Raw genomic sequence first — 16,468 nt, forward strand, 5'->3', positions numbered from 1 at the left:
GGACCCGGCTAGCCGCGGCCGCTGCGGTCGAAGCGCCGGCCCGGGCGCCGGCCAACGGGCTCAGCGGCCGGCTTCGTCGTCGTCCGCTCCGTCCGTTGCCGCCTGCCGGGCGGCCTTCTGGGCGGCCCTCTGGACTATGGCCTCAAGCTCGTCGGAGCTCAGCAGCTCCGGGTGCAGGTGCTTGGTCCGGTAGCCGGCCCGGCCCACCATGTGGGCGGACACGGGGACGGTGAGCAGCTGGAAGAGCCAGGCCACCAGCAGGACGGGCCACACCGACCAGGTGCGCATCTGCAGGCCGAGGGCCGCCAGCAGCAGGAAAAGGCCGAGGACCTGCGGTTTGGTGGCCGCGTGCATCCTGCTCATGAGGTCCGGGAACCGCAGCAGCCCGATGGCGGCGGCGAGGGACATCAGGGCACCGGTCACCATGAACACGCCGGAGACGGCGTCGATCACTGTGTCAGGATTCACGGACGCCCTCCCGCCTGTCGGCCACGAACCGGGCCACGGTGACCGAGCCGACGAAGCCGATCAGCGAAATCGCAACGAGCAGCATCAGGTTGTTGAGGTGCCGGTTGGCGGCCATGTCGATGCTAAGGGCTGCGCCGAAGATGGCCAGCAGCACGTCGGCGGCGAGAACCCGGTCCAGCAGCGAGGGCCCCCGCGCGATCCGGACGATCGCCCCCGCAGCGGCCAGGGACAGGACGACGGCGGTCACCGTCAGGACGGTCTGCATCATGCGGCGATCTCCTGTGTCAGTGCGGAAAGTTCGTCTTTGGTCCCCATGATCCGGATCAGCCCGGCCTCGGTGTCCCGGACCTCTTTGCGCAGCTTGGCCGCGTCCTCGGCATTGCGGACGTTGATGCCGTGGATGTAGAGCGTGGACGTTGACCTGTCCACCTCCACCACGAGGGACCCGGGAATCAGCGAGATCACATGCCCGGTGGCCGTGACCAGAAGGTCCGAATGGCTCCGGAGCGGCACGGCGACGATTGCGCTGACCACGTCCGGGCCGCGGACCACGGCCAGGTACATGACCTGGAAGCTTGCCGCGACGACTTTTCCAAGAAAGACGAGGGCGAAGGGCACGGCGCGGAGCACGTTGAAGCGGCCGCCGAGTTCCACCGGGGGCAGATAGAAAATGCGCGCCACGAGCACCGCGATGAGGGCTCCGAAGAGGAGATTGCCCGGGCTGAAGTTCTGCCAGAGTGCGCCCCAGACAAAGACGAGCCACACCAGCAGCGGCAGTTCCTGGCGCAGGGAGATCCTTTTCCGGTTCATTTCCCGCTGCCCTCCTGGACCTGCACCGGATGGACCGACGGAGGCACCGGCGGCACGGGCGCGTCCTGGCCGAGCACAGCATGGATGTAGGAGGTCCGGTCCAGCATCTCCTGGGCGGACTGGTCTGCCACCCTGAACAGCGGCCCGGCAAAGACGGTCAGGGCCACGCCAAAAACCACCAGGCCAAGGGTGGAGCCCACCATGGTGCGGGGCAGCAGGGTCACATTCGTCTTGCCGGCCCGGTCACCTGTGGCGGAGTCGGCCGGCGCTGCCAGGAGCACCGGATCGGGGTGTTCGGCGTCCTCGGGCTTGCGCCAGAACGCCCGGTTCCAGACCCTCGCGATCGCCAGCAGGGTCAGCAGGCTCGTCAGCACGCCGCCGATCACCAGGGCGTAGGCCAGCGGCGTTCCCAGTTCCACGCCTGCCTGAAGCAGCCCCAGCTTGCCCAGGAAACCCGAGAACGGCGGGATTCCGGCGAGGTTCATGGCGGGAACGAAGAACAGGACCCCCAAGACCGGGGAGAGCTTGGCCAGCCCCGCCACGCGGTCCACGGACGAGCTGCCGCCACGGCGTTCAATCAGGCCGGTCACCAGGAACAGGCTGGTCTGGACGGTGATGTGGTGGGCCACGTAGAACACCGCGGCGCCCAGGCCGGCCACCGTGGACATGGCCAGGCCGAACACCATGTAGCCGATATGGCTGACCAGGGTGAAGGACAGGAGCCTCTTGATGTCACTTTGGGCCAGGGCGCCGAGGATGCCCACCACCATGGTTAGCAGCGCGGCGACCATGAGCGGGCCGTTGAGCGCATCCCCCGGGAAGAGCAGCGTTTCCGTGCGGACCATCGCATAGACGCCCACCTTGGTGAGCAGCCCGGCAAACACCGCCGTGACCGGGGCCGGCGCGGTGGGGTACGAGTCAGGGAGCCAGAAGGACAGCGGGAACACGGCGGCCTTGATGCCGAAGGCCACCAGCAGCATGACGTGCAGCAGCGTCCGCGTGCCCTGGTCGAGTTCCCCGAGCTTGATGGCGAGGTCCGCCATGTTGATGGTTCCGGTGGCACCGTAGATCATGGCGATCGCGATCAGGAACAGCACTGAGGACACGACCGAGACCACCACGTAGGTCACGCCGGCCCGGATGCGCGGGCCTGTCCCGCCGAGGGTGATGAGCACGTAGCTGGCCGTCAGCAGGATCTCGAAGCCGACGTAGAGGTTGAACAGGTCCCCGGTGAGGAAGGCGTTGGACACCCCGGCTACGAGGATCAGGTAGGTCGGGTGGAAAATCGAGACCGGCGCGTCGCGGTCGCCGTCGGCCATGCCCTGTCCCGTTGCGTAGATCAGCACCGCGAGGCTCACGGCCGAGGACACCACGAGCATGAGCGAGGAGAACTGGTCCACCACCAGCACGACGCCCCAGGGCGGCAGCCAGCCGCCGATGTTCACCGCGGCCGTCCCGCCATCCCAGACGGAGGCCAGCAGCCAGCATTCCAGCAGCAGGGTCAGGGTCAGCACGGCGATGCTGACCGCGCGCTGGACCCGGGGGTGGTGGATGAGCAGGAACGTCAGGGCGGCGCCCAGGATGGGGAGTACGACGGCGAGCGGGGCAAGGCTGGTGATGTTCACTCTCCGCCTCCTTCCGGGCTGGGGTCAACGTTGAGGGAGCCGGGCTGTTCTTCAGAGGCGGCCTTGTCGGCCCGCACGGCGCGGTCACCGGACATGACCGTGGCCAGCGGGAACTCTGAAGTCTCGACCGGGATCACGGAGTCGTCCTCGGCATCGAAGCTTGGCGTCTGCGCGACGCGGCGGTCCTCGGCGTCATCCTGGATTTCATCCTGGCGGGCCAGGACCCAGGTGCGGTAGATGATGCCCAGCATGAACGCCGTGACGGCGAAGGAGATCACGATCGAGGTCAGGATCAGGGCCTGCGGCAGGGGGTCGTTGTAATCCCCCGCCGCGGTGTCCTTGTCGAAGAGCGGCGCCAGACCGGAGTAGCCGCCGGTGGCGAGGATCAGCAGGTTGGTGGCGTTGGCCAGCAGCATGAGGCCCAGCAGGACCCGGGTGAGGCTGCGTTCCAGGAGCAGGTAGATGCCACAGGCGTAGAGGGCGCCCATGACCGTCAGCAGGGTCAGGTTGACGCTCATGTTCTCCCCTTGGCGGTGGTTTCGGCGTCGGCGGCCTCGGCGGGGACTCCGCCGGGGACTCCGTCGTCGTCCTCTTCGGAACGCGCCTCTTCGGCGGGCACCCCTTCGGACGGCTCGGGTTGTTCTTCGAAGTGCTCGTCGATCTCCGCACCGAGGCTGCGCAGCACGTCCAGGGCGAGCCCGACGACCACGATGTAGACACCGATGTCGAAGATGGTCGAGGTGACGAATTTGATGTCGCCGAAGACGGGGAGCCACAGCTCCACGATGGCGCTCTGGAACACCTGGCCACCCAGCAGCAACGGCGTCATTCCGGCGGCCGCCGCCGTGGCCAGTCCGATCCCCAGCAAGGTGCCGGCGCCGACTGGTGTGGCTTCGCGGAGTTCGAAGCGGCCGCCGGCCAGGTAGCGGATGGTCAGGGCGAGGCCGGCGGTGAGGCCGCCGGCGAAGCCACCACCGGGCAGGTTGTGGCCGGCGAGCAGCAGATAGATGGAGAACACGATCATCGAGTGGAAGATGAGCCGGGTGACCACCTCGAAAATGATCGAGCGGCGTTCGGGGGCCAGGGTCCGGCCGGCCACCAGCCAGGCGTCACGCGTGGCGGCAGCGAACCGCCGGTTCATCGCCAGGGCGGCATCCTCCCTGCTGCTGCCCCTGGCCCCGGTCCGCCGGCCCACCGTGCCTTCCTCGACGGTCGCGGCGGTCCGGATGCGGTCGCCGCGGCCGCGGACGAAGATGAGGCTGGCCACGCCGGTGGCGGCCAGGGCCAGGACGGAGATCTCGCCAAAGGTGTCCCAGGCCCGGATGTCCACCAGGGTCACGTTGACGACGTTGAGGCCGCCGCCGCCCTCATAGGCCAGTTGCGGGAACTGCAAGGAGACCGGCGGTGCCACCCGGGCGCCGAGGGCGTGGATGGCCACGAAAATCATGGTGACGCCGAATGCCAGGCCGATCACCACGCGGATCACCCGGTATTTGCCGCCGGTGCGGTCCCGCAGCCCCGGCGGAAGGCTCCGCATGGCCAGCACGAACGCCACCAGGATCATGGTTTCGACGAGCATCTGGGTCAGGGCAAGGTCCGGGGCTCCCTGCAGGGCGAACATCATGGCAATCCCGTAGCCGGTGACGGACACCATCAGGACGGCAAGGAACCGTTTGTTGGCGCGCACCGCTGCCAGCGCCCCGATCACGATCCCGGCGCCGGCCACCAACTGCAGCGGCGAGCCGGGATCGATGACATAGAGGCCGGGCGGCAGGGGTTTGTTGGCCAGCAGCAGCGCCGTCAGCGGCAGGACGAAGGCCACGGTCAGGATGACGGACAGGTAGAAGAACAGCGAACCCCGCTGGGTCCGGCCGGTGACCCAGACCGCGGTGTCGTCCAGGGCGCCGATGGTTTGCTGGTAGGCCCGGTCGCTGTCGATCCAGCCCGGCACCAGCGCCTGCAGCCGGGCCACGGCATTGCGGCCGTAGAACATGGCCAGGCCCAGGACGAACGTCACTGCGGTCAGCCCGAGGGCAGGGGTGATGCCGTGCCACAGCGCCAGGTGCCCGGGCGGGGCCTCGGAGCCGTGCACAAAAAGCTCCGCATAGGGCTGGATCCAGGCATCAACGGGGGCCGGCCACAGTCCATAAAGGATCGTGAGGAGGCTCAGGATCGCCGGTGCGGCGAGGAAGGCGGGTTTGACCGGCTTGAAGGTCGTGGGCTCCACCCCGGGCTTGAGGGCGAAGGCGCCCCACATGAACCGGGCGCTGTAGGCGAAGGTCAGGATGGAGCCCAGGACCACCCCCGCCAGCAGCCAGGGCCCTGTCCCGGTCTCCGTCTTGTACTGAAGGAAGGCCTCAAACACCGATTCCTTGGCGACGAAGCCGGCCAGCGGGGGCACGCCCGCCATCGATGCCGCGCCGATCGCCGCTACGACCGCCAGTGCCCTGGCCGAGCCGTAGACGCCGGAGAGCTCGCGGATGTCCCGGGTCCCGGACTGGTGGTCGATGATGCCCACCACCAGGAAGAGCGTGGCCTTGAACAGCCCGTGCGCCAGGAGCAGGGCTATACCGGCGAGTGCCGCGTCGGGGGTGCCGAGGCCCACCACCATGGTCATGAAGCCCAGCTGGCTCACGGTGCCATAGGCGAGGATGAGCTTGATGTCGGTCTGCCGGAGGGCCCGGTAGCCGCCCACCAGCATGGTGGCCAGGCCCAGGCCGAGCACGATCGGCAGCCACGGCGGGGTGTCCGCGAATCCGGGGGCCAGCCGTGCCACAAGGTAGATCCCGGCCTTCACCATGGCCGCGGCGTGCAGGTAGGCGCTCACGGGGGTGGGGGCAGCCATCGCGCCCGGGAGCCAGAAGTGGAAGGGCACCAGGGCGGATTTGGTGATCGCACCGACCAGGATGAGGACGACGGCGGCGTTCACGGCCCCGCCCGCGGGGCCGGCGACCAGGGTGGGAGCCAGGTCCATGATGGCCTGGATCCGGTAGGTTCCGGCCGTCGAACCGAGCATGATGAGCCCCACGAGCATAGCCAGGCCGCCGGCGGTGGTCACCACGAGTGCCTGCAACGCCGAGCGCCGCGCGGACAGCCGGGTGCGGGCGTAGCCGATCAGCAGGTAGGACAGTACCGTTGTCAGTTCCCAGAAGATGAACAGCAGCAGGAGGTCATCAGCGGTGACGAGGCCGAACATCGCCCCGGCGAAGGCCAGGAGCTGGGCGCCGAAACCGCCGAGGTAGTCGTCCTTGTCTTTGAAGTAGCGGGCGCAATAGAGAAGCACCAGCGCACCCACGCCCAGCACCAGCAGGGACATGACCCACGCCAGGGCGTCCATCCGGAACGCGAGTTCGAGCTGCAGCCCGGGAATCCAGGGGATCACTTCGGTAATCGCGCCGTCAGACCCTGAATAAACTGCGTCGTGCTGCAGCAGCAGCCAGATAAAGGAGGCCGCGGGGACCGCGGCCAGGGCGAAGAACGAATTCCTGCCAAACTTTCGGAACAGCAGCGGGGCCACAGCAGCCACCGCAAAGTGCACGGCAAGGACTGTGATCACTGGTATCTCCGCAACGTCAGAAAGTCGATTGTCAGCAAGTTGGAGCAGGCGGGTCATTTGTTAGGTTCGGTGCCGACAGTTTACCAAGCGTGTACAAATTCTTTTGGCTGGGACACCGGCCGCTGAACAAGTCGACGCAAATGTGAAGCCGGGGCCAAACTCTGCCTGGCGAAACCCGCTGCCGGCTGCCCCTCGGAGGACCCCCGGGGCGGCTACGATTCTGGCTATGAACACTGCCGCCGCCCCAGAGGACATGCGCCCCTCGGAACTGGAATCAGGAAGTCCTGTCCCGCATCGGGGCTGGATCCTCGCGTGGGCCTCGTGGGACTGGGGTTCGTCAGCCTTCAACGCCGTCATGACAACGTTTGTCTTCACCGTCTACCTGACCTCCAAGGCATTCGGCGGGGAGGACCAGGCCTCGGCGGTCCTGGGCGCCGCGCTGGCCGTCGCCGGGTTGGCCGTTGCCCTCCTGGCCCCGGTCACCGGGCAGCGCTCGGACACGGGCGGCCGGCGGAAACTGTGGCTGGGGGTCAACACGGCCGCCGTCGTGGTCCTGACCGGGCTGTGCTTTTTTGTCTTCCCACGGCCGGACTTCCTGATCCTGGGCGTCACGCTCATAGCGCTGGGCAACGTCTTCTTCGAGTTTGCCGGGGTCAACTACAACGCCATGCTCACCCAGATCTCCACCCCGCGGAACATCGGCAAAGTGAGCGGCTTCGGCTGGGGAATGGGGTATCTCGGTGGCATCGTGGCGTTGCTGGTGGTGCTCCAGCTCTTCGTCCAGCCCAGCCTGAACTGGTTTGGCGCCTCCACCGCGGACAGCTTGAACATCCGGCTGGTGGCGGTGTTTTCGGCGCTGTGGTTCCTCGTCTTTGCCTTGCCCGTGCTGTTCGCGGTCCCGGAGCTGCCACGCTCGGACCGGGGCGCGGGCCTGGGGTTCCTCGCCTCCTACGGCCTGCTCGTCCGGCGCATCAAGGCGATCTACCGGACCAGCCCGCACACGATCTACTTCCTCCTCGCGAGCGCCATCTTCCGGGACGGGCTGGCAGCGGTTTTCACCTTTGGCGGGGTGATCGCGGCCGGCACCTTTGGCTTCGAGCTCAAGGACGTCATCTTCTTCGCGATCTTCGGAAATGTCGTGGCGGCCGTCGGCGCCATCCTCGGCGGCATCCTGGATGACCGGATCGGGCCGAAGGCCGTGATTATCGGGTCCCTCGCCGGCCTGCTGGTCGCGGGTACCGCGATCCTGGTCCTCGGCAACGGGAGTTACGAGTTCGTTGGGATGGCCTGGGCCGGGACCACCACGTTCTGGGTCTTTGGCCTGCTGCTGTGCCTCTTCGTGGGACCGGCCCAGTCGTCCTCCCGCGCCTACCTCGCCCGGCTCGCCCCGCACGGCGAATCCGGTGAGCTGTTCGGCCTCTACGCCACCACCGGCCGGGCCGTGAGCTTCCTCGCCCCTGCCCTCTTCACGCTGTGCATCGCCGTCGCCACGCCCTTTGTGGCCACCGGTGAGGCCCAGCGCTGGGGCATCCTGGGCATCATGGTGGTGCTGCTCGTGGGCCTGGTCGTGCTCCTGCCGGTCAAGGCCCCGGACCAGACCGAAATCGCGGTCGTCCCCGAGTCCTGAGGCGGCCGAATCACCGGTTCGCGCACTAGGCTGATGTTATGAACGTGGATGAGACGGACCTCCCCGGCCTCGGCCGGCGCAAGGACTTTATGACTGCCTCCGGACGCCGGATCGGCGTGGTCGAATATCGCGAGGGCCAGACGGAACTCATCGTCTCGACCTGGGACGATCCTGACACCTGCCAGGCCTCAGTCCCGCTGACCGCGGACGAGGCCGCCGCCCTGGGCAACCTCTTGGGCGGCCAGCGCATCGCCATGCAGCTCTCGGAAGCCCACCGGGAAATCCCGGGCATTGTCACGCGCCAGTTTTCGATCAGCGCTGAGTCCCCCTTCCAGAACCAGCCGATGGGGAAGGCCTGCATCCGGACCCGCAGCGGGGTCTCGATCGTGGCCATCATGCGCGAAGGCGAGGTCCTGCCCTCCCCGGGACCCGACGTCGTCCTTCATCCCGGTGACCTCCTCGTTGCGGTGGGCACGCAAGAAGGCCTGGACACGGCGGCCGGCATCCTGCGCAACGGATAAGCGGCATGGATCCGCTCGCGCTGACCCTGATCGAGCTGGGGGCCGTCGTCTTCTGCCTCGGCCTGCTGGCCAGACTGGCCGGGCGGATCGGCATGTCCCCCATCCCGCTCTATCTGGTGGGCGGGCTGTTCTTCGGGGCCGGGGGCCTGGTCAAGCTCGAAGGCATGCACGAGTTCGCGCACCTTTCCGGCGAGATCGGCGTAATTCTCCTCCTGCTTATGCTTGGGCTGGAATATACGGCGTCCGAGCTCGTCACCGGCCTGCGGCGGTCCTGGCAGGCCGGCGTCCTGGACCTGCTGCTCAATTTCCTGCCCGGTGCCGGGCTCGCCCTGATGCTGGGATGGGGCGTCGTGGGGGCCATGGTGATGGGGGGCGTCACCTACATTTCTTCGTCCGGGATCGCCGCCAAGGTCATCACGGATCTTGGCCGGATCGGCAACCGGGAAACCCCGGTGGTCCTGTCCATCCTGGTCTTTGAGGACCTCGCCATGGCCGTGTACCTGCCGGTCCTGACCGCCACGCTGGCCGGCGTCAGCTTCCTGCTGGGGCTGCAGACGGTGGGGATCTCCCTGGCTGTCGTCAGCCTGGTCCTGTTGGTGGCCCTGCGGCATGGACACCACGTGTCCAAGGCCGTGCACAGCGAAAACTCCGAGGTTTTCCTGCTCAACCTGCTGGGCGCGGCGCTTCTGGTCGCGGGGCTCGCCGCAGCCATGCAGGTTTCAGCGGCCGTGGGCGCGTTCATGCTCGGCATCGCGATTTCCGGCGCCACGGCCCACAGCGCCACCCGTGTCCTGGAACCGCTCCGTGACCTCTTCGCGGCCCTCTTCTTTGTGGTTTTTGGCCTCAACACCGACCCCCGGTCCATCCCCCCGGTCCTGGGCTGGGCCCTGCTGCTGGCCCTGGTGACGGCAGCCACCAAGATGATTACCGGGTACTGGGCGGCGAAACGGGCCGGCATTGGCATTCCCGGCCGCTACCGCGCGGGCGCCGCCCTGATCGCACGCGGCGAGTTCTCGATTGTCATCGCCGGCCTGGCCGTTGCCTCCGGCGTGGTGCCCGCGGATCTGGCCGCCCTCGCCACCGCCTACGTTCTGATCATGGCGATCGCGGGGCCGCTGGCCGCCCGCTTCGTGGAGCCGCTGGTCCGGCTCCTGCGCCGTCCCGTGCGGCGGCCCGCGTTCCGGACCTCCGGCCCGGCGTAAGGCTGCCCCCGCTGCGAGTCAGCGCGCCGGCTGCCTGGCGTGGTTGCCGCGCCGGCGGCCGCGCCGGCTGCCTGGTGTGGATGCCTGGCGTAGCGGCCCGGGGCTAGATGTTGGTGAGGTGGAAATTCAGGTGGCTGCGGCTGGCCGTGGGGCCGCGCTGGCCTTGGTAGCGGTTGCCGTATTCCCCCGAGCCGTACGGGTGCTCCGCCGCCGAGGACAGCCGGAAGAAGCACAGCTGGCCGATCTTCATGCCGGGCCAGAGCTTGATGGGCAGCGTGGCCATGTTGGACAGTTCCAGCGTGACGTGGCCGGAGAACCCGGGGTCGATGAAACCCGCCGTCGAGTGCGTCAGCAGGCCGAGCCGGCCGAGCGAGGACTTGCCCTCGAGGCGGGCCGCGATGTCATCCGGCAGCGTCACGGTCTCGTAGGTGGAGCCAAGGACGAACTCCCCCGGGTGCAGGATAAACGGCTCGCCGGACTCCACTTCCACCAGGCGGGTCAGCTCGGGCTGCTCCTCGGCCGGGTCAATGTGGGCGTATTTGTGGTTGTCGAACAGCCGGAAGAACTTATCGATCCTGACGTCCACCGAGGACGGCTGGACCATGTCGGGGTCGAAGGGCTCAAGGACAATCCGCTGGGAGTCAATTTCGGTTCGAATGTCGCGGTCAGAGATCAGCACAGGTTCAAAAATACCGCACGGCACCCTGCCAGGCTTCATGGGCGGGTGCAGCCACCCAGTGTTACTTCACCGGTCCGTTTATTCCGTGGCGGGCATATCTTCGAGGAGGGACTTGAGCCGCTCGAGCTGGCAGACCTCGGCCTTCATCCGCCGGCGGAAGGGGTTCCTCATCCGGACCACGAACCCCCTGGGCTCGTATTTCAGGGCGAACCGGACACGGGTGCTGGGACCCTCTGTGCTCAGGTAGTAGCCGCCGTGCGGCCGGGCCGGCCCGACGATGACCTGGTACTGGATCTCCGCCCCCGTCCGGGCTTCGACGATTTCGAAGTCCGCGGCCACGGGTCGTCCGCCGGGTCCGGCGACCGTCTGCCGGTACACGGCACCTTTGGCACCGGCGGCACCGGAGAGGAGCTCCACGCTCCGGACCCCTTCCCGCCAGAGCGGCAGGTGGGCCGGGTCCAGGAGGAAGTTGTACACGCTCATGGCGTCACGGTGGATGACGACGTCGTACTCTGCGAATGCCACAAAAATCCTTGCTCGGCGGACGGCGATAGGCGTAGCCCGCTTCCCCCGAACTGCAGCTAACCACTTCAGGATATTCGCCAGGGCCACCAGCACCGCGGCGGCTCCGGGTCCTTTACCGAACAGTTACGGAGGCCACCGAAGGCGATCGTCGCTGGCCGCCCCGCCAAGGAGCCCCGCCAAGGGCAGGGCTCCGGAAAACCTGGCAGTCATCTTTACGTTTCCACACTCGCGAACTTGCCGCGGCGAACGTGGGCGGGGCGGAAGGAACCGTCGTCGCGGTTGTCGACGGGAGGGATGCGATCGGGATGTTCGGCGCCGTATCCGGCAACGTATGCCGTGTTGGCGTCGGGGCCCCGCCGGGGGATCCTGTTTTGGACAACGCCCAGAATATTGGCGTCAACAAAATTGAGCTGGTCAATTGCCTTGGCCAAGCTGTGTTGGCTCACCCTCTTCGTTCCGACCACCAGCAACACGCTGTCCGTGCTCTTGGTCAGCACACTGGCGTCAGTGACGGGGAGGATCGGCGGGGAATCAACGACGATCACGTCGAACTTCTTCTGGAGCTCCTCCAGAAGACGGCTCATGGCTGCCGAACCGAGCAGTTCACTGGGATTGGGCGGCAAGGGTCCCGAGGCCAGCAGTGCCAAGCCGTCGTCGGACCAGTACTGGATGCTGTCTTCGAGGGTGGACGTTCCGACAAGGACAGTGGTGAGGCCGATTCCCCCCTCGATGCCAGTCGCTGAAGCAACTGAAGGAAGACGAAGATCCGCATCGACGAGAATGACCTTCTGGCCGCCCTTGGCGATGGTGACGGCAAGGTTCAGCGCGACCGTGCTCTTCCCTTCCCCGGCTGACGCCGAAGTGACAACGATCGAGCGCATCGGCCGGTTCACACCTGCGAACTGGAGGTTCGTTCGGAGCTTGCGGAACGCCTCCGCGCCCGAACCGCCCAGGACCGACGGAGCCGCACCGGGCAGACGACCGGCAGTCTGTTCGGTGATTCCTGCCAGGAGCGGCAGATCAGTCATCTTGCGCAAATCCGATTCGGTCCGGATGTTGCGGTCCAGGACATGGCGCAGTACGGCCGCCGCGATTCCGGCTGCGAGCCCGTACAGAAGGCCCAGGGCAAGGTCCAGCTTCGCGTTGGGGCTCGACGGCTCGGTCGGCGTGGTGGCGTGATCCACCGGGCTGAGCCGGACCGGGGTCGGCGTTCCGTTCGTGGGCCGCTCCAGGTCAGCGACAGCCGTGATGAGGCTGGCAGCGACGGCGTTGGCGATGTCGGCGCTCCGCTGGGCGGAGCCGTCCCTGGCTTCGATTTCGATGATCACCGTGTTGCGTGCGGTGGATGTCTTGATCTTGGCGGCCAAGGCCTCCGGGGTCATGCCGAGATTGAGCTTGTCGATAACAGGTTGGAGAACTGTCGGTTTCGAGGTGACGTCCACATACGATTGGACGCGCGCCAGTGCGAAGACGCTGCCCTGTTGCAATTCGGCGGACGTTTCCGAGTTCTGCGTCGAGACGAAAAGGCTCGTCGACGCCGTGTAGGACGTGGGAGTTAGCAAGGACGCCACGCCCGCGAGAATCGTTCCCAGCAACGCCAGGACAGTGATCAGGCGCCAGCTTCGGCGCAATATGAGCAATTGTTCACGGACGTCCATTGCGGGTCCTTTCACGGGCGGTGGTTGCTGCATTCCAGACGAAGCGGCGCGGTTTCATGCGGCCAGCCAGGTGTAGCAACCATCCGACACGACGCGGGCCGTGCCGGCCGGGATGGTGAAGGCCGACGTACCGTTCGATTGCGCAATCGCCCCGCCAGCTGCATCGTAGGCCACCAGTGTGCAGCTCGGAGAGGGATTCCATGCCTCGTACTTACCCGCGGAGATTGACCCGCCGCCTTCCTTGGGCGCTGCCGCACCGATGGTGAAGTCGCCGTCGGTGAAGCCGCGGCGGGCGGCATCGAGCTCAGGCTGGAGCCCGGGACAGAGATCAGTAATGGCAGCGACCACCTCCGCGTCCACCTTCTCGATCAGGTGGGACACCACGGCCTTCTGCTCCGTGGCTTTCACGTTTTCCAATTGGGTGCAGCTTTCCTGTCCGACTTGAAGGACCGCGTTCGGGTCGGTGCCCTGGGGGACCCGTGATGAGAGATACCGCTGCTCGGGAGGCGCGAAGGTGGGCTCCGGTGCAGCCTGCGGGGCTTGCGCCTCGCCGGAGGAGGTGGGCGTAGCAGCAGGTGCCGCTGTCTTGGCTCCCGTGGCGGGAGCCGAGGGGGAAGACCCCCGGGGAGCGGCCGCAGCCTCAGAGGCTGAGGCGGCCGGGGAGGATGAGTTGGCGGACGTGGACGTGGCGTTTGGGTTTCCGGGGGAGGTGCAACCGGCGGCTGCGAAGACCGCAGCCGCCAGAAGCACCGTTCCCAGGGATTTCGAGAGACCGTTATACATGGGATGTTTTCTTTCGAGAGCTTTTCTTACCTAGGGATTCGGCTCGAAGTTCAGGACCAGGGCCGGACGTTTGACAGCAGTGGCTTCCCGCGAGAAGAACCACATGTTGTCGGTTCCTGCGCTCTGCATCGAGAAGTTGATGTCACCTGCGAGTGCTGCCGAGATTGCGGCCGCGTCGAGTGAAATGGAGTACGACGCATTCGGTGCCGTCGGACCGTCCAGCGTTCCCAGCAAGGTGCTGCTGGTTTGCGGGCGGTTGTTGTAGGTCGTCGTCGCCTCGGACCAGTCACCGGCCATCGCCACCGTCTGCTGCGGATCGGCGGACCCTGCGAACGAATCCGTGGTAGTTGAGAACCTCAAGGTCGCCGACACGAGGTGCTGGCCCGCAGGAACCTGCGAGGACGCGTTGAACCTCATGTAGGTGATGTAGGCCAACGTACCCCTGGTGGCCAGGGTCGTGAAGGACCCTGTTGCGGTATTCGGCGCTCCCTCGTTCACGTAGGTGTCGGCGGTCGGTGTCAGCGTGAGCGAGACCGGCTGCGGTAACGGAACCACCGTTGCGGAGGCTTCGTTGGACGGGCCGCTGACGTTGCCGGCCTCGTCGGCGGCGAGAACCTGATAGTACGAGGTTCCGGCCGGACGGCCCGCGTCGGTCCAGCTGAGCGTGCTCCCGTTCACCGTAGCGACGAGGCTCGCCGCTGACGGGGTGAACCCGCTGGTATCGGAACGGTGGACCTGGTACTCAGTAACTCCGACGTTGTCGGTGGTTTCGTTCCAGGAAACCGCCACATCACTGGCATTTACCGCGGCCGCAACTCCTGTCACGGCCGCGGGAGCTTGTGTGTCGGGGACCGGCTGTCCGATTCCCTTGCCGATGTTGAAGTGGTCGGTGACCTGCGCTGCCGAAAGTACCGTCGGGTACACGGCGAACTCGTCGATGGAGCCGGCGAAGTAGTTGCTCGAGGGCCGCAACGGCCAGCTGTTCAGCTGGTCTCCGCCAATCTTCCACGAACCCCAGTAGCTTTGCGCCGCAGTCTGATTCGGCAGCGCACCGATCTGGGTCCCATCAACGTACAGCCGCATGCCGTCGCTGCCCTGCGTCGCCACCGCGTGGTGCCAGGCGTTGTCGTTGTAGGGCAGAGCCGTGCTGACCGTCCTTGTGCCGTTGACATAGACACCGAAGATCAGCGTGCCCGCGTTCGTCATGTAGAGGTTCCGGTCGTAACTGCTGCTGAGTCCGGGATTGGTACCGTGCCGGTTCGGCTGGCCATTGCCGAAGCCGAAGATCTTCCCGCCCCGGGTCGTGTTCGTCTTGAACCAGACCTCCGCGCTGTAGACGGTGGGCGCATTGCCCCGATTCTGGCCGTAGGCGAATGCGCTCGTGCCGTTGAACGTCGTCGAGCGGCTGGTGTCATTGGCAATGGCTCCTGTGTCGCCGGCAAATGCCGGTCCGCCATAGCTCAGTTCCAGGTTGTTGCCCGCAGAGCTGTCGGCGCCGACCGTCGGACCGTTGCCGTCAAGCCGCCAGTACGTGCTGGCACCTGCCCCAAGGACAGCGGCCGGGTAGGCTGCGGTGTTCCGTGCTGTTGTGACGGCCACCGAGGCCGAGAGCGGACCCGTATTGGTGCCGTCAGTCGCCCGGACGCGGTAGCTGTACTGCGTTCCGGGTACGGCTGTCTTGTCCGTGAAGGACACCTGGCCGGTCGACCACCACAGCGAGTTGGCGTTGACAGTTCCCAGCGGTGTCGTCGAGCCGTTACGGTAGACGCTGTAGGTCAGCCCCGAGTCATCGTTGTCGAGGCTGGCCCGCCACCGGATCTGGTTTTCGCCGGCCTTGACGCTTTCCGCGCTGACGTTGCTGGGCGAGGACGGTGCCACAGTTCCCGGGCCGGGGCCGAACCTGGTCAGGCCCTGCTGGGCGGCGCCGTTGGTAGTGGTGAATTCGCCGGCGACCCAGAGCATGTCGCCCGAACCCCGATTCGTGTGGACGATGGCCCTCGGACCAATGCCCTCACCAATGCCGTCGTTGGTGTCAGGGCTCCACCCCAGTTGGGGTGCCGGGGCGTTTACGCTCTGCGCAGTCAGGTGCTGCCGGACGCCGTCTGCCATTTCATTCATGGTCGAGCAGTCGTGCTCGTGGCTGGCGGCGTAGAGGACACCGCCGTAGACGTCCACCGCCTGGGTGGCTCCGAGGCAGGTGTCCCTCCACACCTGGTCATACGTATCAAGGCTAAATCGTGCCCGCCCGTCGAAGACACCGCCCCCGGTGCCCTCGTTGCCGATGTAGAAGTTCTGCCCATCGTTGACAATGGACTTCGTGAACGACGTGCGTGAAATGAACGAGCTGCCGTAAGTCCGCACGTTCGCGCCGGTGGTTGCGTCGACGACGGCGATCGACTGCGAGGCAACGCCGTTCACAGTTGCGAAATCGCCGCCCAGAACGACGACGTTGCGGCCGGCGGGAACAGTCAGCGCTCGAGCCGACGCGTTGACGGCCGGCGCCCACGGCAGGAGCCCGCCGTTTGAGTCCATGGCCGCGTAGCGGCTACGGGCCTCGGACCCGACCGTTTGGAAGTCGCCACCGAAATAGACGGCGGTGTTCGTGGCCTCGATTGTCCGGACCGTTGCCGAGACGATTGCCGGCCGGAAGGTCGTGTCTACCGTGCAGCCAGGAAGCTTAACGGCAGCGATGCGGGTGGTGTTGACGCCGTTGATAGCCCCAAACAGACCGCCCACATAGAGCCGGCTGCCGTCCGGCGTTACCGCCAGGGCCCGAACGGTTGTACCTGTGCCGCCCGTCACGGACAAGGCGCAGGAAGTTGGGTTGCCGGTGAACGCGTCGAAGGCCGCGAAGTTCACTGCATTTCTTGACTGGGTGCTACCGGCGGCGGTGCCAGGAGGCCGGATCTGGGTGAAAGTTCCGCCGGCGTAGACAACACCGTTTGACTGGGCCATGGTCCAGGCAACGCCGTTTGTCTGCCAAGTCGGGAGGGCGTTGGCGGAAAACGCAACTC

Annotated in this window: 14 protein-coding genes; 3 read left to right on the forward strand and 11 right to left on the reverse strand. The window is 66.6% G+C overall.

From position 1 onward, the window contains the following. Positions 1–60 precede the first annotated feature (60 nt). The 6 genes from mnhG to ABH915_RS20715 are packed head-to-tail and all read right to left on the reverse strand — an operon-like array spanning position 61 to position 6,459. On the reverse strand, positions 61–468 hold the full coding sequence (gene mnhG, locus ABH915_RS20690; protein WP_370124841.1) for a monovalent cation/H(+) antiporter subunit G: 408 nt from the start codon (positions 466–468) through the stop codon (positions 61–63). Further along, positions 458–736: a monovalent cation/H+ antiporter complex subunit F gene (locus ABH915_RS20695; protein WP_370124843.1), complete on the reverse strand. Its 279-nt coding sequence runs from the start codon at positions 734–736 to the stop codon at positions 458–460. The genes mnhG and ABH915_RS20695 overlap by 11 nt, the downstream gene beginning before the upstream one ends. Next, positions 733–1,278: a Na+/H+ antiporter subunit E gene (locus ABH915_RS20700; protein WP_026538206.1), complete on the reverse strand. Its 546-nt coding sequence runs from the start codon at positions 1,276–1,278 to the stop codon at positions 733–735. Before ABH915_RS20700 ends, ABH915_RS20695 begins: the two co-directional genes overlap by 4 nt. Continuing rightward, positions 1,275–2,903, reverse strand: a complete 1,629-nt coding sequence (locus ABH915_RS20705) for a Na+/H+ antiporter subunit D (RefSeq protein ID WP_370124845.1) — start codon at positions 2,901–2,903, stop codon at positions 1,275–1,277. Before ABH915_RS20705 ends, ABH915_RS20700 begins: the two co-directional genes overlap by 4 nt. Continuing rightward, positions 2,900–3,421, reverse strand: a complete 522-nt coding sequence (locus tag ABH915_RS20710) for a Na(+)/H(+) antiporter subunit C (RefSeq protein WP_018774040.1) — start codon at positions 3,419–3,421, stop codon at positions 2,900–2,902. Before ABH915_RS20710 ends, ABH915_RS20705 begins: the two co-directional genes overlap by 4 nt. After that, entirely contained in the window at positions 3,418–6,459 is a 3,042-nt protein-coding gene (locus tag ABH915_RS20715) for a Na+/H+ antiporter subunit A (protein ID WP_370124847.1), read from the reverse strand. Before ABH915_RS20715 ends, ABH915_RS20710 begins: the two co-directional genes overlap by 4 nt. Positions 6,460–6,685: 226 nt before the next feature. Between ABH915_RS20715 and ABH915_RS20720 the strand changes: the two genes are divergently transcribed. The 3 genes from ABH915_RS20720 to ABH915_RS20730 are packed head-to-tail and all read left to right on the forward strand — an operon-like array spanning position 6,686 to position 9,809. Next, the gene (locus tag ABH915_RS20720; protein ID WP_370124849.1) at positions 6,686–8,086 is read left to right on the forward strand and encodes an MFS transporter; all 1,401 of its coding nucleotides are present in this window, start codon (positions 6,686–6,688) and stop codon (positions 8,084–8,086) included. A gap of 38 nt (positions 8,087–8,124) precedes the next feature. Beyond that, positions 8,125–8,607, forward strand: a complete 483-nt coding sequence (locus ABH915_RS20725; RefSeq protein WP_018774037.1) for a cation:proton antiporter regulatory subunit — start codon at positions 8,125–8,127, stop codon at positions 8,605–8,607. Positions 8,608–8,612: 5 nt separating this feature from the next. Beyond that, the gene (locus ABH915_RS20730) at positions 8,613–9,809 is read left to right on the forward strand and encodes a cation:proton antiporter (protein WP_370124851.1); all 1,197 of its coding nucleotides are present in this window, start codon (positions 8,613–8,615) and stop codon (positions 9,807–9,809) included. A gap of 103 nt (positions 9,810–9,912) precedes the next feature. Here ABH915_RS20730 and dcd read toward each other — a convergent pair whose 3' ends face one another. The 5 genes from dcd to ABH915_RS20755 all read right to left on the reverse strand — a co-directional run bounded on the left by dcd (position 9,913) and on the right by ABH915_RS20755 (position 16,313). Further along, positions 9,913–10,488: a dCTP deaminase gene (gene dcd, locus ABH915_RS20735; RefSeq protein WP_026538211.1), complete on the reverse strand. Its 576-nt coding sequence runs from the start codon at positions 10,486–10,488 to the stop codon at positions 9,913–9,915. 78 nt (positions 10,489–10,566) lie between these two features. Further along, positions 10,567–11,013 carry an SRPBCC family protein gene (locus ABH915_RS20740; protein WP_018774034.1) on the reverse strand — a complete coding sequence of 149 codons (447 nt, stop codon included), beginning with the start codon at positions 11,011–11,013 and terminating at the stop codon, positions 10,567–10,569. Between the two features lie 212 nt (positions 11,014–11,225). Beyond that, the gene (locus ABH915_RS20745) at positions 11,226–12,671 is read right to left on the reverse strand and encodes a polysaccharide biosynthesis tyrosine autokinase (RefSeq protein ID WP_370124853.1); all 1,446 of its coding nucleotides are present in this window, start codon (positions 12,669–12,671) and stop codon (positions 11,226–11,228) included. Positions 12,672–12,725: 54 nt separating this feature from the next. Beyond that, entirely contained in the window at positions 12,726–13,454 is a 729-nt protein-coding gene (locus tag ABH915_RS20750; RefSeq protein WP_370124854.1) for a hypothetical protein, read from the reverse strand. 30 nt (positions 13,455–13,484) lie between these two features. Next, positions 13,485–16,313, reverse strand: coding sequence for a LamG-like jellyroll fold domain-containing protein (locus ABH915_RS20755; protein ID WP_370124855.1), 2,829 nt, complete (start codon positions 16,311–16,313; stop codon positions 13,485–13,487). Between the last annotated feature and the right edge of the window lie 155 nt (positions 16,314–16,468).

Origin of the sequence: Arthrobacter sp. MW3 TE3886 (assembly GCF_041262145.1) — a bacterium.
Classification (GTDB): Bacteria; Actinomycetota; Actinomycetes; order Actinomycetales; family Micrococcaceae; genus Arthrobacter.